The following is a 17,461-nucleotide window of genomic DNA, read 5'->3' as shown; positions in this document are numbered from 1 at the left end:
AGGTAGCGTCGCGCGGTCTACGCTGAGTGTTTCGAATCGCCGGACACACGCAGGCGAAACCAACTCGAGACCAAGATGCGAGGGGACTGTCATGCAACCCGGAGGCGACATGTCGGCGCTGCTGGCCCAGGCGCAGGAGATGCAGCAGAAGTTGATGGAAGCCCAGCAACAGCTGGCGAATGCCGAGGTGCACGGGCAGGCCGGCGGAGGCTTGGTCAGGGTGACCGTCAAAGGCAGTGGCGAGGTGGTCGCGGTGCAGATCGATCCCAAGGTCGTCGACCCCGGGGACGTCGAGACGCTGCAGGACTTGATCGTCGGGGCCATGGGTGACGCGTCGAAGCAGGTCACCCGCATGGCGCAGGAGCGGCTGGGCGCGCTGGCCGGCGGTTTCGGCGGCCCACCCCCGGGCCAGCCTCCGGCCCCGGCGCCGGGGCTCTAGACCTTCCGACATGTTTGAAGGACCCGTCCAGGATCTGATCGACGAGCTCGGCAAGCTGCCGGGCATCGGGCCCAAGAGCGCTCAGCGCATCGCCTTCCACCTGCTGTCCGTCGAACCGCCGGACATCGACCGGCTGACCGCGGCGCTGGGGAAGGTCCGCGACGGCGTGCGGTTCTGCGCGGTGTGCGGCAACGTCTCCGACAACGAGCGCTGCCGCATCTGCTCGGATCCCCGGCGGGACGGCTCGTTGGTATGCGTGGTCGAGGAGCCGAAGGACGTCCAGGCGGTCGAGCGCACCCGCGAATTCCGCGGCCGGTATCACGTGCTGGGCGGCGCGCTGGATCCATTGTCGGGGGTGGGGCCCGATCAACTGCGGATCCGCGAGCTGCTGAGCCGGATCGGTGAGCGGGTCGACGACGTCGACATCACCGAGGTGATCATCGCCACCGACCCGAACACCGAGGGGGAGGCGACGGCCACCTACCTGGTGCGGATGTTGCGCGACATCCCGGGGCTGACGGTGACGCGGATCGCGTCGGGGCTGCCGATGGGCGGAGACCTGGAGTTCGCCGACGAACTGACGCTGGGCCGCGCGCTGGTCGGCCGCCGGGCGATGGTCTGACGTCGCTCAGGTTTTGGTCAATCGGAACGGCCGAGTGACCGTCGAGCCTGGACCGCCGCACCCGTCGGACGTGGTCGTCGTGCCCTCACCGGCAAGCGACACGGCGTCGAAGCTGTAGTCGACGGTTGCCGGGACCGATGTTCCGTTCGCGCACGGCGCCTGCGTCGCCCCGCTGTGGGTCCAGCGTCCGTTCACGAGGTCGAACTCCCAGCTGATGACGAACGTCCCGCCGTCCTGCGAGGTCGCCAGCGTGCAGTCCGACCCGCAGGGGGCGAAAAGCCACATGGTCGATTTGTCGCTGTCGGTATAGAGCACGGTGTAACGACCGCTCGGCACCTCCGGGGTGGCGTGCGCCGGCGCCGGCGCAATCAATGCGGCCGCGACCAGCAGGGCGCCGCCGCCCGCCAACCCCGGCCGGCTGCTTCTCGCGATGTCATTCCGCACGTCAGCGCGCCCCTAACCGCTCCCGGCGCAACAACTCCACCTCGGGCAGGTCCAACGGCGCCAGCTCACCCACCACCTTGCTCAGCAGCAGGTCGGCCAGCTCCGGGTTGCGCGCCAGGCACGGCCCGTGCATGTAGGTGGCGACGACGCTGCCCTGCACCGCGCCGTCGAAGCCGTCGCCCGCCCGGTTGCCCGCGCCCTTGACCACAGCGCCCAGCGGCGACGCGGCGGGGCCCAGGACGGTGCCGCCCCGGTGGTTCTCGAATCCGGTGAGCCGCTGGGTCAGCCCGGGCAGCAGCGGCTTGGTGATCAGTTCGCCGATGGTGCGGGCGTCCTGCGGCGAGGTGGTCGCGTCGAGCAGGCCCACGCCGTCGACCCGTTCCCCTGCCGACGTCTCATACCACCGCCCCAGCACCTGGACCGCGGCGCAGATCGCCAGCACGGGCGCGCCCCGCTCCGCGGCGCGCTGCAGCCCGGGGTGCTTGACCAGGTGCCTGGTGGCCAACCGCTGCGCGTAGTCCTCGGCGCCGCCCAGGGTGTAGAGGTCCAGCGAGTCCGGCACCGGGTCGGCGAGCGTGATCTCGATGACCTCCGCGGCGATGCCCCGCAGTCGCAGCCGCTGGCGCAGCACCAGCGCGTTGCCGCCGTCGCCGTAGGTGCCCATCACGTCGGGCAACACCAGCCCGATCCGCACGGTCGAGTCAGCCATGGCGCGCCAACGCCCGTTGCAGCTGGAGGAACGCGGTGTAGTTGGCGACGACCTCGACCCGCCCCGGCGGGCAGGACGCGATGGCGGCCACGGTGTCGTGCACCAGGGTGTGGTCGACGCCCGCGTAGCCGAGGCGCACCGCGAGGTCGGTGCCCCGTTCCCCGGCGGCCACCACGGCGGTGTGCTCGAAATGCTCGAAGCGCACGTCCCACAGCCAGGACAGGTCCTCGCCGTCGGGGACCTGCCCGTTGACCGAGATGACCACCCCGGCCGCCTGCTTGTCCACCATGGACAGCGCCTCCTGCCAGCCGGCCGGGTTCTTGGCCAGCAGGATCCGCACCTCGTGGTCGCCGACGCGGACGGTCCGATAGCGGCCGGCGACCTCGTCGACGCCCGACACGGCCGCCACCGCCTTCGAAGGATCCGCGCCCAGCGCGACGGCGGCGGCCACGGCCTGGGCGGCGTTGCCCCGATTGACCGCACCCGGCAGCGCCAACCGCATCGGCAGCGCCAGCCCGTCGGGCCCGTACAGCGTCTCGTCGTCGAACCACCACTGCGGGCTGGGCCGCTTGAAGTCTGCGCCGGTGGAATACCAGTGGCCCTTCTCGCGGACGATGACCTCGCCGCTGCGTGGGCAGCTGACCGAGTCGTTCGCCCACGAGCCCCCCGCGGCCACCCACACCACGTTCGGGCTGTCGTAGGCCGCCGACGTCATCAGCACGTCGTCGCAGTTGGCCACGACGACCGCCGTCGGGTGCCTGGCCAGCCCGGCCCGCAGCGTGCGTTCGATGACGTTGATCTCGCCGACGCGGTCCAACTGGTCGCGCGACAGGTTGAGCAGCACGACGACGGCCGGCTCGACGGCATCGGAGACGTGCGGCACGTGCATCTCGTCGACTTCCAGGGCCGCCAGGGTCGCCTCGCGGCGCGCGGCCAACGCGGCCACCAGGCCGGCGTCCATGTTGGCGCCCTCGGCGTTGGTGGCCACCGGTCCCAGCGTGGCCAGCGCGGCGGCGGTCATCCGGGTGGTGGTCGACTTGCCGTTGGTGCCGGTGACGATGACGGTGCGCCGCCCGGCCGCGAGCTGACGGAGCACCGAGCGGTCCAGGGTCATCGCGATCAGGCCGCCGATCATCGCCCCGGCGCCGCGCCCGGTCACCCGGGATGCCCAGCGCGCGCTCGCTCCCGCCGCGAGGGCGAGACGTGCACGGGTGGTGACCACGCGGGTGAGTTTAGAGGCGGGCCGCCGCCCGCATCGAATCCCGGGCGATCGCAAGCGCGGCGCTGGTGTCGGGTGCGGCGGGTCGCCCGCATCGAATTCCGTGCCGACACGGCAGCGCAGCGACCAGGCGTTGTCGGCCGGACGTGCCATCCTCAACTCATGAACCGGGTGTCGTGGGGGCGACCGGCCAGCGAGCCGGACGGGGGCTGGGCTGTCATCGACGTTGAGACCTCGGGTTTTCGCCCGGGTCAGGCACGGGTCATCAGCCTGGCGGTGCTGGGCCTCGACGACGACGGGCGCGTCGAGCAATCGGTGGTCAGCCTGCTGAACCCCGGGGTCGATCCCGGTCCCACCCACGTGCACGGCCTGACCACCGCCATGCTGGAAGACCAACCGCAGTTCGCCGACATCGTCGATGACGTGGTCAAGGTGCTGGACGGCCGCACGCTGGTTGCCCACAATGTCGCGTTCGACTATGCGTTCCTGACCGCGGAAGCCGAGCTCGCCGAGGCCGAACTACCCATCGACGCCGTCATGTGCACGGTCGAGCTGGCCCGGCGGCTGGATCTCGGCACCGACAACCTGCGGTTGGAGACCCTCGCGGCGCACTGGGGCGTGACCCAGGAACGGCCGCACGACGCCTTCGACGACGCAATGGTGCTGACCGGTGTGCTGGCGTCGGCCCTCGAGCGCGCGCGCCAACGTGACATCTGGCTGCCGGTGCATCCGGTCACCCGCCGCCGCTGGCCGAACGGCCGCGTCACCCATGACGAGCTGCGCCCGTTGAAGGTGCTGGCCTCGCGGATGCCCTGCCCGTACCTGAATCCCGGCCACTACGTGGGTGGCAGGCCGCTGGTGCAGGGCATGCGGGTTGCCCTGGCGGCCGAGGTCGGGCGCACCCACGAGGAACTCGTGGAGCGGATCCTGCATGCCGGGCTGGCCTACAGCGACACCGTCGACGGGGAGACGTCGCTGGTGGTGTGCAACGATCCCGCCCCGGACCAGGGCAAGGGCTACCTGGCTCGGCAGCTGGGGATCCCGGTGATTTCCGACACGCAGTTCATGGACTCCATCCGCGCCGTCGTGGGCGGCACCAGCATGGAGGAGTTCACCGACACCACCGCGCTCGACCAGCAGCTCGCGCTGTTCTGAGCTCGGTCAGGGGCCACCGCGCCAGTGTTCGATGCGGTGATGGTCAGGTGTGAACCCGTGATCCACACCCCACAGCACGGCCTGGGTCCGACTGCCCACGCCGATTTTGCGATAGATCGTGCGGATGTACGACTTCACCGTGTTGGGACTTAGGTAGGTCAACCGTGCCACGTCGGCATTGCTCTTACCCTGGGTGATCAGCGCCAGGATCTCCGCTTCCCGGTCGCTGAGCCCTTCGTTACGGCCCGGCCAGTCCAGCCCGGGAGCGCTGCGCGGTCGCCCGGTCACCGGGCTGATAACCACCTCGCCCGAATGCACCGCCTCCAATGCGGCTACCAGTTCCCGGGCCGGCAGGGTCTTGGACAGATATCCCTGAGCGCCATGCCGCCGTGCACTCTCGACGAGGTCGGGGTGAAAGTTCCAGGTGTAGACGACAACCCGGCGTGCTCGGGGGTTCGCCGTCAGAACTCCGATCTCCTCTTGATCGGATTCGGGTTGGGCGAATGAGTCGTACAGCACGATGTCGACGGCGTCGTCGACGGGCATGGTGGAGTCCAGTTCCGCAATGACGACGCGGTCCCGGTAGGGGTCCAACATGTTGGCGACGCCCTTCACGACGACGTCATAGTCGTCGACGAGCGCGACGGTGATCGGCGCGCTGGCACGTGACGATCGCGTCATGCCGGGAAGATTACCTACCTAGGGGTGTATTGGTACCCCCCTTAGGGGTGGTCGACTGAAGTCGGTGCCGGGCAACCGGCCGCACGAGGTAGTCACGCATCCGGAGGGGAAGGCTCATCATGATCATTCTCGGCATCGTCCTGCTGGTCGCAGGATTCCTGCTCAAGATCTCGATCCTGTGGACGATCGGGATCATCCTGTTGGTCATCGGCGCGATCCTGGCGGTCCTGGGCAACGTCGGACGCCCCGTCGCCGGCCGCCGACACTATTTCTGAACGGCGAAAGCGCTAACCGGCTTCGCGACCCTAGGCCGGCGGCGACACGCGAGGCCATTGACGGGCCCTTCCGCCACAGCGCTGTGGCGGCGGGGCCCGCCTAGGGCTTTGGGGCCGACCCGCGGCGTCCGCCTGGGGCTTTGGCCGACCCGCTGCGCCCGGCGTCAGCACCGCGCTTGCGATCGGCCCGGGGCTGTGGGCCGACCCGCTGCGCCCGGCGTCAGCACCGCGCTTGCGATCGGCCCTAGCGCGACGCGCGGTTGACCGCCGACACGACAGCGCGCAGCGACGCGGTGGTGATCGACGGCGCGATGCCGACGCCCCACACCGTGCGGCCGTTGACCGACGCCTCCACGTACGCGGCGGCCTGCGCGTCGTCGCCGGCGCTCATCGCGTGCTCGGAGTAGTCGAGGACCGCGACGTCGAATCCCACGTCGCCCAGCGCGTGCACGAACGCCGCCAGGGGGCCGTTGCCGGCGCCGCTGATCTCGGTCTCGGTCCCGTTGACCTTCACGGTCGCGGCGATCGTGGTGGTGCCGCTGTCTTCCTCGGACGCCTCGACCCGCTGCTTGATCCGCTCCAGCGGCCAGACCGGGGCCAGGTACTCCTCGTAGAACGCGTCCCACATCTCCTTCGGGGAGACCTCGCCGCCCTCACCTTCGGTGATCTTCTGGATTGCCTGGGAGAACTCGATCTGCAGCCGTCGCGGCAACGCGAGGCCGTGGTCGGACTTCATGATGTAGGCCACGCCGCCCTTGCCGGACTGCGAGTTGACCCGGATCACCGCCTCATAGGTGCGACCGACGTCCTTGGGGTCGATCGGCAGATACGGCACCTGCCAGGGGATGTCCTCGACGTCGGCGTCCGCGGCGTCGGCATCGATCTTCATCTGGTCCAGGCCCTTGTTGATCGCGTCCTGGTGGCTGCCGGAGAACGCGGTGTAGACCAGGTCCCCGCCGTAGGGGTGACGCTCGGGCACCGGCAGCTGATTGCAGTACTCCACCGTGCGACGGATCTCGTCGATGTTGGAGAAGTCGATCTGGGGGTCCACGCCGCGGGAGAACAGGTTGAGCCCCAGCGTCACCAGGCATACGTTGCCGGTGCGCTCGCCGTTGCCGAACAGGCAGCCCTCGATCCGGTCGGCGCCGGCGGCGAAGCCCAATTCGGCTGCGGCGACGGCTGTTCCGCGGTCGTTGTGCGGGTGCAGGCTCAGGATGACCGATTCCCGGTTGGCCAGGTTGCGGCTCATCCACTCGATCGAGTCGGCGTAGACGTTGGGAGTGGCCATCTCCACCGTGGCGGGCAGGTTGAAGATGATCGGGTTGTCCGGCGTCGGCGCGATGATCTCGCCGACGGCGTCACACACCTGCCTCGCGTACTCCAGCTCGGTCCCGGTGTAGGACTCCGGTGAGTATTCGAAACGCCATTGTGTGCCAGGGTATTTGGCTGCCTCCTCGACGCACTTGCGGGCACCGTCGGTGGCGATGGCCTGTACCGCGGCCCGGTCGGCGCGAAAAACCACGCGGCGCTGCAGGATTGATGTCGAGTTGTAAAAGTGCACGATGGCCCGCGGCGCGCCCTCGCACGCGCTGAAGGTGCGTTCGATGAGTTCGGGACGGCACTGGGTCAGCACCTGGATGGTGACGTCGTCGGGGATGGCGCCTTCGGTGATGATCTCGCGGACGAAGTCGAAGTCGGTTTGACTGGCCGACGGGAAGCCGACCTCGATCTCCTTGTAGCCCATGCGAACCAGCAGATCGAACATGCGGCGCTTGCGGGTGGGGCTCATCGGGTCGATCAGCGCCTGATTGCCGTCGCGCAGGTCCACCGCGCACCACAGCGGGGCACGGTTGATGACGCGGTCGGGCCAGGTGCGGCCGGGGAGCCGGATCGGCTCGACTTCCTCGGCGAAGGACCGGTACCGGTTGACCGGCATCGCCGAACCGCGCTGGGGGTTCCATGCGGGCTGGCCGGGCCCCGGCGGGCCCGCGGGTTTGACGATCGAACGTGTTGACGTATAGGCGTCGGGATTGGAAGTCACGGTAGTTGCTCCGGGGGTGTCAGAAGGAACCTCAGACCGGCGCATCGCGAACACCCGCGACGGGAAGCCGGTCTGGATCAGACCCCGTCGCGGCGTCCGAGGAGGAGCACCCGCTGCACGAGGAGAACTCTACCGCGATTGGCGTCGCGGAGAAAATTGCGCTAAAACTCGCTCAAAACCGCAGGCTGTGGTGCTTAGCAACGCTGCGTAAACCGTTATGCGCAGCCACGTATTCTGTTGTGGGCTTAAATCGTGCGGGAAGGGCGGGAAAAGTAGTGGCGCTCGTCGTGCAAAAGTACGGCGGATCCTCGGTGGCCGACGCCGATCGGATCCGTCGTGTCGCCGAGCGCATCGTCGCGACTAAAAAGCAGGGGAACGACGTCGTCGTGGTGGTTTCGGCCATGGGCGACACCACCGACGACCTGATGGACCTGGCCCAGCAGGTGTGCCCTGCCCCGCCGCCGCGCGAACTCGACATGTTGCTGACCGCCGGCGAGCGCATCTCCAACGCTCTGGTGGCCATGGCGATCGAGTCGCTGGGAGCGCAGGCGCGCTCGTTCACCGGTTCGCAGGCCGGCGTCATCACCACCGGCACCCACGGCAACGCGAAGATCATCGAGGTCACCCCGGGGCGGCTGCAGGCCGCGCTCGATGAGGGGCGCATCGTGCTGGTCGCCGGCTTCCAAGGTGTCAGCCAGGACACCCGCGACGTCACCACGCTCGGCCGCGGCGGCTCGGACACCACCGCGGTGGCGCTGGCCGCCGCGCTGCACGCCGACGTCTGCGAGATCTACACCGACGTGGACGGCATCTTCACCGCCGACCCGCGCATCGTGCACAACGCGCGCCGGCTGGACAAGGTGACCTTCGAGGAAATGCTCGAAATGGCGGCCTGCGGCGCGAAGGTGCTGATGCTGCGCTGTGTGGAATACGCCCGCCGCTACAACATTCCGGTGCACGTCCGCTCGTCGTACTCGGACAAGCCGGGCACCGTCGTCGTCGGATCGATCAAGGACATAGCCATGGAAGACCCCATCCTGACCGGAGTCGCGCACGATCGCAGCGAGGCCAAGGTGACCATCGTCGGCATCCCCGACATCCCCGGCTATGCGTCCCGGGTGTTCCGGGCCGTCGCGGACGCCGACGTGAACATCGACATGGTGTTGCAGAACGTCTCCAAGGTCGAGGACGGCAAGACCGACATCACCTTCACCTGCTCGCGGGACAGCGGGCCGACGGCGGTGGCGAAGCTGGATTCGCTCAAGGACGAGATCGGGTTCACCCAGCTGCTCTACGACGACCACATCGGCAAGGTGTCGCTGATCGGCGCGGGCATGCGCAGCCATCCCGGCGTCACCGCGACCTTCTGCGAGGCCCTGGCGGAGGTGGGCGTCAACATCGAGCTGATCTCCACCTCCGAGATCCGCATCTCCGTGCTGTGCCGCGACACCGAACTAGATAAGGCCGTCGTGGCGTTGCACGAGGCGTTCGGGCTCGGCGGCGACGAGTCGGCGACGGTGTACGCGGGGACGGGCAGATAAATGGTTTCCATAGGTGTAGTGGGCGCCACCGGGCAGGTGGGCCAGGTGATGCGCAGGTTGCTCGACGAGCGGGACTTCCCCGCCACGTCGGTGCGGTTCTTCGCGTCGTCCCGCTCGCAGGGGCGCAAGCTCGAGTTTCGCGGCCAGGAGATCGAGGTCGAGGACGCCGCTACCGCCGACCCGCGCGGGCTGGACATCGCGCTGTTCTCCGCCGGCAAGACGATGTCGCTGGTGCAGGCGCCGCGGTTCGCCGCGGCCGGGGTGACGGTGATCGACAACTCGTCGGCGTGGCGCAAGGACCCCGACGTGCCGCTGGTCGTGTCCGAGGTGAACTTCGAGCGGGACGCGCACCGCAGACCCAAAGGCATCATCGCCAACCCGAACTGCACCACGATGGCCGCGATGCCGGTGCTCAAGGTCCTGCACGACGAGGCCGGGCTGACCCGCCTGGTGGTCTCGAGCTACCAGGCGGTGTCGGGCAGCGGGCTGGCCGGCGTGGAGGAGCTGGCGACTCAGGCGCGCGCCGTCATCGACGACGCCGAGCAGTTGGTGCACGACGGTTCCGCGGTGGAGTTTCCGGCGCCCAAGACCTACGTCGCGCCGATCGCCTTCAACGTGGTGCCGTTGGCCGGGTCCCTGGTCGACGACGGCTCCGGGGAGACCGACGAGGACCAGAAGCTGCGGCACGAGAGCCGCAAGATCCTCGGCATCCCCGACCTGGCAGTCAGCGGGACCTGCGTGCGGGTGCCGGTATTCACCGGGCACTCGTTGTCGATGAACGCCGAATTCGCCCGGCCACTGTCGCCGGAGCGTGCCCGGGCGCTGCTCGACGGTGCGCCCGGCGTCAAGGTCGTCGACGTGCCGACCCCGTTGGCGGCGGCGGGCGTCGACGAATCGCTGGTCGGCCGCATCCGGCAAGACCCGGGTGTCCCCGACGGGCGCGGCCTCGCCCTGTTCGTTTCGGGAGACAACCTGCGCAAGGGGGCCGCGCTGAACACCATCCAGATTGCCGAGCTGCTGGCCGCCCAGTTGTAATAGGCGGGTGAGCACCGCCCACGCCCGACTGGTCTCGGGGTGCTCGCTTGCACTGATCCTGTTTGTGCTGCAATGGTTTTGGGCCGCGCACGCCGATCCGCCGGCGCCGGTCCCCGAACCAATCGTGCAGCCGCTGGCGCCCGGCCAGGTGCTGCGGCTCGGCCCTACGGCCGGCACCGGCACCCCGACCGGCGACTACGGCATCGGCGCGACCGACCTCTGTGAGTTCGTCGAGTTCCCCACCGAGCTGCTGCAGGTCTGCGGCGACAGCTTCGCCGGCCAAGGCGTCGGGTTCGGCGGCTGGTACGCGCCGGTGGCGCTGCACGTGGACACCGCCTCCGTCGACGACCCGGCCGGCGTGCGCTACACCGGCGTGACCGGGGTCAGCAAACCGCTGCTGGCCGATCCCGCCCCGCCGGGCACCTCGCAGCTGCCCGCGGGCGTGGTGCAGATCAATCGGCGCAACTACATGATGGTGACGACGACGAAAAACCTGGAGCCACAGAGCTCCCGGCTCGTCACTGCCGAGCCCGCACGGGCTGGGTGGCAGACCATCGCCGGGTCGCGGCGAACGGCGTCATACCAGGGCGGCTCGCAGACACAGATCAGCGGCTACTACGACCCGATCCCGACGCCGGACTCGCCCACCGGCTGGGTGTACATCGTGGCCGACAGCTTCACCCGCAGGGATCCCGTCGTGCTGTATCGGGCCACCCCGCAAACGTTTACCGACCGGTCCCGTTGGCAGGGCTGGGCGGCCGGACCCAACGGCGGCTGGGGGAAGGTCCCCACCCCGCTATGGCCAGATGCGGCGGGCGAGATGTGCGTGCGCCAAATCGATGGGAAGGCCGTGCTGTCGTACTTCAACGCGGTAACCGGCAACATGGAGGTCCGCGTGGCCGACGATCCGACGTCGCTGGGCGATGCGCCGGTGACCACGGTGGTGCAGCACGACGAGTGGCCCGAGCCGGCGGAAAGCCTGCCGCCGCCCTACGACAACCGGCTCGCGCAACCGTACGGCGGCTACATCTCGCCCGGCTCGACGCTCGACGAGCTGCGAATCTTCGTCAGCCAGTGGGACACACGCGCGCGCGTGGCCGCGCCGTATCGGGTGATCCAGTTCGCCGTCAACCCGTTCAAGCCGGGCTAGCGAGAAGTCGCCCCCCGCCGCGCCAATATGCCAGACACCGCTGACCAGCGGTGAAACGATATTGGCGTGAATGGCAGTCGTGGTGCTCGGCGCTCTGTGCCGAATTCTCTGCGATCGCTCGCACTGTTATTGGCCGACTACCGCTGGCACGTGCTCGCCGGGGTGGGCGTCGCGGCGCTCGTTCTGGGCAATATCGGGTTCTGGCAGTTGTGGAAGCATCATCCTGAACCGAGCGACATCGTCTTCTGGAGCTTCAAGCTGTTCACGGCGTCGACCCCGGTCGACGATCACCTGCCTGTCACGCTGGATATCGCCCGCTTCCTGGCCCCGCTCGTCGCCGGCTTCGCGGGGCTCAGCGGCTTGGCGTCGCTGTTCCGCGACCGGGTGCAACAGATGCGCATACCGCTGATGAGCGGTCACGTGGTCGTCTGCGGGCTGGGAGATGTGGGCAGCGCATTTCTGCACCATCTCCGCGAGGCGGGGGATCGGGTGGTTGTCATCGACTCGGACGCGGCAAATCCGAACATGCAGCTGTGCCACGGCTGGGGTGTGCCGGTGATCGTCGGCGATGCTCAGCAGGAACGAACCCTGCAGGCGGCCGGCGTCCGGCGCGCATCGCGGCTGCTCGCGCTGTGTCCGAACGATGCGGTCAACACCGAGATCGTCGCCGTTGCCAGCGCGCTTGCGGGTGGTCGTTCCGGCAATGTGCTGACCTGTCTGGCCCAGATCGGGGACCCGGAGCTGTGCGCGCTGCTGAGGATCCGGGAGGCCGAGCGCGCCGATGCGGCCTCGGCGCTGGACTTCTTCAACACCGACGAGATCGGCGCGCGATTGCTGCTCGACGAGTTTCCCGTCGACACCGGGCGCGACCGCCCGCACATCCTCATCGCCGGCCTCGATGAGCTGGGCGCCTGGGTGGTGTACCACGCGGCCCGGGATTGGTATGACCACCGCGGCGACAACACCGCCGCGCTGGTGGTCACCGTCGTCGACAACCAGGCCGACCGCCGGGTGAAGTTGCTCCTCGGCCACTATCCCGCCCTCGAGCAGGTGTGCAGCTTCATCACGCTGCCCGCGGCTGTCAGCAACATCCACCGGCTGCGCTCCTATCACGCCGATGCGGGAGCGCCCCCGCTGGCCCGCGCCTACGTGACCGCCGACAACGACGAGCAATCCGTCGAGTTGGCATTGCAGCTGAGGCATGAACTGGACGCGGCCGTCCCCTTGGTCGTCGCGCTGGCCCGGTCGCGCGGGGTTGCCCGCCTCCTCGACGAGGCCGGCAGCTCCGGCGGACCCGACATCGATGTCTTCCCGACCCTCGAACGAACCTGCACGGTCGAACTCACTCGCGGCGGTTCGTATGAGGCCATCGCCCATGCGATCCACCGTCGCTGGTGCGCCGAACAACTCGCGTCCGGCAAGCCTGCGCCGCCATGGTCCGAGCTCGATGAATCACGCAAAGATTCCAGCCGCGCGCAGGCGCGCCACATTGGGGTCAAGCTGCGCAACATCGGTTGTGACCTTGCGCCCTTGCGGGACTGGGACGCATCGGAATTCGTGTTCGGCACCGACGAGGTCGAGACGCTCGCGGTCGCCGAACACGACCGCTGGATGGCCGAGCGCCTCGCCGACGGCTGGTCTTTGGGTGAGAAGGACATCGAAAACAAGAGGACCCCGTATCTGGTGCCCTTCTCGGACCTGCCCGACGAGGTCGCCGACTACGACCGCGTGTTCGTGCGGGAGATCCCCGCCCTCCTTGCCTCGGCCGGCCTGCAGGTGATCCGCACCCGGCAGAAGTGAGAAACGGCCGCCACTTAGAACTTCGGCCCCGCGGACTTCGGCACCTTGACGGCCATTTTCGCGGCGATCACGCTGCCCTGATCGGTGATGTGGTCTCCGCACACCTTGACGTCGATCACATAACTGGACGCCGCCTGCAACACCCGCTGGCACGCGTAGCTGGGACGTTCGCCCTGTTGTCTGTACATCTGAGTGATCTGCGGGGCATGCCCGGTGAGGTTGTCCAGGATCCACGTGTATGCGCGGCCGTTGTCGAGGTAGGTCGCGGTCACCGTCTTCCCATCGCAGGCCGCCCATTCGTTCGCCGAGCGCCGCACGAAGTCCAGGGCCTGATCTCTGGTCGGAAAGGCCGCCACGGCTTGGTCGACGAAGTGATGATTGCCCTCGCCTGCCCGGACCCAGCCACCCGAGTCCTCCAGCGCCGCCCAGTCGAGTTCCTTTTCTCCGCTGTCTTCATATGTCAGGTCCGCGCCGGGATAGAGCACGCCCATGCACCACCGCGGCGACACGTCAACGGCCTTGCTGACGTCCTTGAACGTCTTGCCTTGGTTGTCGGGGGTTTTCGCCATGTTGGAGGTGCCCGCGATGGAGTTGATCTCCGCGTCGCTCAGCAGGATGGACTCCAGGGACAGGGTGGCGGGACCCGGCTTGGGCCGAAGGAGCACCACCGCGGCGACGACAATCGCGATCAGGACGGCCAAACCCGCGCCGCCGGCGATGAGCAACCTGGCGCGCGGCCGGTGTCGCTTGCCGACCTTGGGAGCGTGCGGGGGCGCGGCGTCGGAGCCCGCCGCCGGGACCGCTCCCGATTCGGGTTCCGCCGGCGCGCCGGGCGTCGCAACAGGCGCGGCGGCTTCGGTTGAAGGTTCTTCGTCGACCGACTTGAGCAGGGCATCGATGTTGTTTCGCGCCTGATAGGTGACGTCGGGACGGTCGCGCAGCTTGGCCAGCAATCGGGCGATGTCACGGCGCGCAGCCGGATCGGCCCCGTCCTCGCGCAGTCCGACCTTCAGCTCCGACACCAACTCGGCCTGCTGGCGGGCGCTGAGCTCCGGGTCGGCAAGGGTATTGCCCAGCCGCATCAGATAGGCGAAGGGCACCGGCGGTTCCTCGGGCAGCGGTGACGGCAGCGGCTCAAGCTTTTCCTTCAATTCGTGCACCGCTTCGATCAACTGAATACCGCTGTCCACGTTCGGATTTCGGTAGTCGATGACTTGAGTCTCGGCCAGCGGAGTGAGCCGCATGGAATCGACCGGGCCCACCTGGACGGGAAGGATCGGACGGCGCAGAGCTTCCGCGTAGCGCAACTCGGCTTGGCAGGGCTTCGACGCCATCGAGTTGTTCGACAGCGCATAGACGAACACGTCGCAGCCCCGGATTTGCTCGAGGATGGTGCGCCACCATGCGTCACCGCCGCCCAACGTTTCGTCAACCCACACGTGCTGACGTGCGTCCCGCAACGCCTTCAGGAGATTCTGGATCGCCGCCTTGTCCTGGCTGGAGTGACTGACGAATAGCGTCATGCTTTCTCCTGATGCAGGGTCGGCGGTTTGTCGGTCTGCGGGCGGCCACATCACTGTCGAGGCGTTTCAGGCAGCGTAAATCTTCGGTGGTGGGGCAGGTGGGCGATTGGGAGGCCCCAGAGCGTGCGGTGCGCGCACGGTTCCAGCGGGTCCGCCGGATAGGGGTTCTACCAGGCAAGATGGCTGTTCATCTCACAGCTGCTACTTAAGTGATGCATAGCCGCGACTGGTGTTAACACCTTCATCATTTGTCTCATGAGTGAAACATCTGAAACCCCCACCGGGCGGACCTCCACCGCAACTGCCCCCGCACCCGCAACTGCAGCCGCGCTTTACAAGACCCCCAGGGTCTTTATCGCCGCGGCATGGGTTGCCATTGTCGCCGGAATTGTGTTCATCGTCTCCGTCATTTTCTTCACCGGAATGGCTCTGGGACACCACGGCGGTCATCACCACCACCACAAGCACCACGCGGCGTGGATGCATCCGCACCGCATGGGCGGTCCGGGTGGCCCGGGTGCCCAGCAGGGTGGCCAAGCCGGCGTCCAGCAGGGCGGACCCGCGTCGGCGACCCCCGGCGCCCCCGGGCCCAGCCAGATCCCGTCGTCGGTCGCCCCGTCCCGGACGCCGTAGTCCGACCCGCTCCTGAAACAAGCAGCAGCCCGGTGCTCGCCAGAGCACCGGGCTGCGTGTCGTTTCGTCACCGGCAACTAACCACCCGATCTCGATTCACAGCAAGTTTGTGGGACGAACCTGTTATGCCCGTCGCGACGCTGGGCATGATTCAGGAATGAGCGAGACACCCGAACCGTCGACGACCCCGCCCGCAGCTGCACCCCCACCGCCGCCGCCTGCCCCGGAGCGGGTGAAACCGCCGCGGCTCTACACGGCTGCGGCGTGGGTGATCATCGTCGCCGGGATCGTCTTCATCATCTCCACCGTGTTCTTTGCCGGTGCCTTCGTCTTCGGGCATTACCACCACTGCCACCATCACCACGGCCAGATGTTCAAACCGGGCGGAGGCCCGGGTGGCCCTGGGCCGGGCAACGGGCCGTGGGGACCGGGATACGGCCCCGGACCGTGGGGGTCCGGTGGGCCCGCACCCGCCGGCGGCCCGTGGGGTGATGGCGGGCCGGGGTTGATCGTGCCCATGCCCCCCGGCGGTCCGGGCGGCCCCGGCGGACCGGGTCTGAGCGGTCCTGGCGGGCCGCCGCCGGCGCGCGCGACACCCAGCCCGCCGGCGCCGCGTCCGTGACGGGTGGCCCGGCCGAGGTTTTTCTTGCCTTGGTCCAGAAACGGAGAATAGTTATTGGCGCGCAAGAATTTTCGTCGCCACAGCCTGGAGTAAGCCCAGCAAACGAGGAGATAGCGACATGACGGAGCGTTTCACCACCACTGATGCCGGCATCGCTGCGCCCAGCGACGACCAGTCGTTGACCGTCGGTCCCGACGGGCCGATCCTGCTGCAGGACCATTACCTGATCGAGCAGATGGCCCAGTTCAACCGGGAGCGCATCCCGGAACGTCAGCCGCACGCGAAGGGCGGCGGCGGCTTCGGCACCTTCGAGGTCACCAACGACGTCAGCAAGTACACGAGGGCCGCGGTCTTCCAACCCGGCACGAAAACGGACATGCTCGCCAGGTTCTCCACGGTCGCGGGCGAGCGCGGCAGCCCGGACACCTGGCGCGACCCGCGTGGCTTCGCGCTGAAGTTCTACACCAGCGAAGGCAATTTCGACCTGGTCGGCAACAACACGCCGGTGTTCTTCATGCGCGACCCGCTGAAGTTCCAGCACTTCATTCGGTCCCAAAAGCGCATGCAGGCAACGAACTTGCGCGACCACAACATGCAATGGGACTTCTGGACGCTCTCGCCGGAGTCCGCGCATCAGGTGACCTGGCTGATGGGTGATCGCGGCATCCCCAAGACGTGGCGGCACATGAACGGATACAGCAGCCACACCTACAGCTGGATCAACGCCGCCGGCGAAATCTTCTGGGTGAAGTACCACTTCATCACCGACCAGGGCATCGACTTCCTGACCCAGGAGGACGCCGACCGGCTGGCCGGCGAGGACGGCGACTACCACCAGCGCGACCTCTACGAGGCAATCGAGGGCGGGGATCACCCGAGCTGGACGCTCAAGATGCAGATCATGCCCTACGAGGAGGCCCGCAACTATCGGTTCAACCCGTTCGACCTGACCAAAGTGTGGCCGCACGGCGACTACCCGCTGATCGACGTCGGCAAGATGACGCTGAACCGCAACGTCATCGACTACCACACCGAGATCGAGCAGGCGGCCTTCGAGCCGAACAACACCGTGCCCGGCACCGGACTGAGCCCCGACAAGATGCTGCAGGCCCGCGGGTTCTCCTACTCCGACGCGCACCGCGCCAGGCTGGGGACCAACTATCGGCAGATCCCCGTCAACACGCCGAAAGTCGAGGTGAACAGCTATTCAAAGGACGGCGCGATGCGGATGACGAACGTCGCCGACCCCGTGTATGCGCCCAACTCCTACGGCGGCCCGCACGCCGACCCGGCCCGCGCCGCCGAGGTGCGCTGGCACGCCGACGGCGACATGGTCCGTGCCGCCTACACGCTGCACGCCGAGGACGACGACTGGGGACAGGCCGGCACCATGGTCCGCGACGTCCTCGACGACGAGGCCCGGGACCGGCTGGCGCACAACATCATTGGGCACGTCTCCAAGGGAGTGAAGGAGCCGGTGCTGTCGCGGGTGTTCGAGTACTGGCGCAACGTCGACCCCGACCTCGGCAAAAAAGTCGAAGAGGGCGTCCGGGCAAACGGGGGCTGACCTCG

At 68.1% G+C, this 17,461-nt stretch carries 17 protein-coding genes; 11 read left to right on the top strand and 6 right to left on the bottom strand.

Translation table 11 applies throughout. The features are described 5' to 3' along the window. Positions 1-91: 91 nt before the first annotated feature. Positions 92-439: a YbaB/EbfC family nucleoid-associated protein gene (locus tag A5750_RS11515; protein WP_066955869.1), complete on the top strand. Its 348-nt coding sequence runs from the start codon at positions 92-94 to the stop codon at positions 437-439. Positions 440-449: 10 nt separating this feature from the next. After that, positions 450-1,061 carry a recombination mediator RecR gene (gene recR / locus A5750_RS11510; RefSeq protein WP_066955865.1) on the top strand — a complete coding sequence of 204 codons (612 nt, stop codon included), beginning with the start codon at positions 450-452 and terminating at the stop codon, positions 1,059-1,061. Positions 1,062-1,067: 6 nt separating this feature from the next. On the opposite strand, the gene A5750_RS11505 is transcribed toward recR, so the two are convergent. From A5750_RS11505 to A5750_RS11495, 3 genes are read right to left on the bottom strand one after another with little or no spacing between them, the layout of a single operon-like run. Beyond that, a complete protein-coding gene (locus tag A5750_RS11505; RefSeq protein ID WP_082948017.1) occupies positions 1,068-1,505 on the bottom strand; it encodes a hypothetical protein in 438 nt (145 codons plus the stop codon). Position 1,506: 1 nt separating this feature from the next. Further along, complete coding sequence (locus A5750_RS11500) at positions 1,507-2,214, bottom strand: type 1 glutamine amidotransferase (RefSeq protein WP_066955862.1); 708 nt, start codon at positions 2,212-2,214, stop codon at positions 1,507-1,509. Then, positions 2,207-3,436, bottom strand: a complete 1,230-nt coding sequence (locus A5750_RS11495; protein ID WP_066955851.1) for a Mur ligase family protein — start codon at positions 3,434-3,436, stop codon at positions 2,207-2,209. The genes A5750_RS11500 and A5750_RS11495 overlap by 8 nt, the downstream gene beginning before the upstream one ends. A 159-nt stretch (positions 3,437-3,595) precedes the next feature. On the opposite strand from A5750_RS11495, the gene A5750_RS11490 reads away from it, so the two are divergent. Continuing rightward, positions 3,596-4,588, top strand: a complete 993-nt coding sequence (locus A5750_RS11490; protein WP_066955847.1) for a DEDDh family exonuclease — start codon at positions 3,596-3,598, stop codon at positions 4,586-4,588. Positions 4,589-4,594: 6 nt separating this feature from the next. On the opposite strand, the gene A5750_RS11485 is transcribed toward A5750_RS11490, so the two are convergent. Continuing rightward, positions 4,595-5,269, bottom strand: a complete 675-nt coding sequence (locus A5750_RS11485; protein WP_066955844.1) for a response regulator transcription factor — start codon at positions 5,267-5,269, stop codon at positions 4,595-4,597. 119 nt (positions 5,270-5,388) lie between these two features. On the opposite strand from A5750_RS11485, the gene A5750_RS26090 reads away from it, so the two are divergent. Then, on the top strand, positions 5,389-5,544 hold the full coding sequence (locus tag A5750_RS26090; protein WP_197503757.1) for a DUF6131 family protein: 156 nt from the start codon (positions 5,389-5,391) through the stop codon (positions 5,542-5,544). 244 nt (positions 5,545-5,788) lie between these two features. Here the strand turns inward: A5750_RS26090 and leuA are convergent, their stop codons facing one another. Further along, positions 5,789-7,630 carry a 2-isopropylmalate synthase gene (gene leuA / locus A5750_RS11480; protein WP_197505411.1) on the bottom strand — a complete coding sequence of 614 codons (1,842 nt, stop codon included), beginning with the start codon at positions 7,628-7,630 and terminating at the stop codon, positions 5,789-5,791. Between the two features lie 230 nt (positions 7,631-7,860). Between leuA and A5750_RS11475 the strand changes: the two genes are divergently transcribed. From A5750_RS11475 to A5750_RS11460, 4 genes are all read left to right on the top strand, one after another. After that, positions 7,861-9,126 (top strand): aspartate kinase, encoded by a 1,266-nt coding sequence (locus A5750_RS11475; RefSeq protein ID WP_066955838.1) that lies wholly within the window; start codon positions 7,861-7,863, stop codon positions 9,124-9,126. Then, positions 9,127-10,161, top strand: coding sequence for an aspartate-semialdehyde dehydrogenase (locus A5750_RS11470; RefSeq protein ID WP_066955835.1), 1,035 nt, complete (start codon positions 9,127-9,129; stop codon positions 10,159-10,161). It abuts the gene before it with no gap. 7 nt (positions 10,162-10,168) lie between these two features. Beyond that, positions 10,169-11,311, top strand: a complete 1,143-nt coding sequence (locus tag A5750_RS11465) for a DUF4185 domain-containing protein (protein WP_067262846.1) — start codon at positions 10,169-10,171, stop codon at positions 11,309-11,311. Positions 11,312-11,407: 96 nt separating this feature from the next. Continuing rightward, on the top strand, positions 11,408-13,111 hold the full coding sequence (locus A5750_RS11460) for an NAD-binding protein (protein ID WP_231989173.1): 1,704 nt from the start codon (positions 11,408-11,410) through the stop codon (positions 13,109-13,111). Between the two features lie 14 nt (positions 13,112-13,125). Here the strand turns inward: A5750_RS11460 and A5750_RS11455 are convergent, their stop codons facing one another. Next, on the bottom strand, positions 13,126-14,634 hold the full coding sequence (locus A5750_RS11455; RefSeq protein WP_067262843.1) for a sensor domain-containing protein: 1,509 nt from the start codon (positions 14,632-14,634) through the stop codon (positions 13,126-13,128). 255 nt (positions 14,635-14,889) lie between these two features. Here A5750_RS11455 and A5750_RS11450 point away from each other — a divergent pair, with 255 nt between their 5' ends. The 3 genes from A5750_RS11450 to A5750_RS11445 all read left to right on the top strand — a co-directional run bounded on the left by A5750_RS11450 (position 14,890) and on the right by A5750_RS11445 (position 17,456). After that, complete coding sequence (locus A5750_RS11450; RefSeq protein ID WP_067262839.1) at positions 14,890-15,267, top strand: hypothetical protein; 378 nt, start codon at positions 14,890-14,892, stop codon at positions 15,265-15,267. Between the two features lie 157 nt (positions 15,268-15,424). Then, complete coding sequence (locus A5750_RS25310; protein ID WP_082959089.1) at positions 15,425-15,889, top strand: hypothetical protein; 465 nt, start codon at positions 15,425-15,427, stop codon at positions 15,887-15,889. Between the two features lie 118 nt (positions 15,890-16,007). Continuing rightward, positions 16,008-17,456: a catalase gene (locus A5750_RS11445; RefSeq protein WP_066955823.1), complete on the top strand. Its 1,449-nt coding sequence runs from the start codon at positions 16,008-16,010 to the stop codon at positions 17,454-17,456. The last annotated feature ends 5 nt before the right edge of the window (positions 17,457-17,461 follow it).

This window comes from Mycobacterium sp. 852002-51613_SCH5001154, assembly GCF_001667425.1.
Classification (GTDB): Bacteria; Actinomycetota; Actinomycetes; order Mycobacteriales; family Mycobacteriaceae; genus Mycobacterium.
Note: the sequence above shows the minus strand (reverse complement) of the source record. Positions and strands in the feature narration are given on the sequence as shown.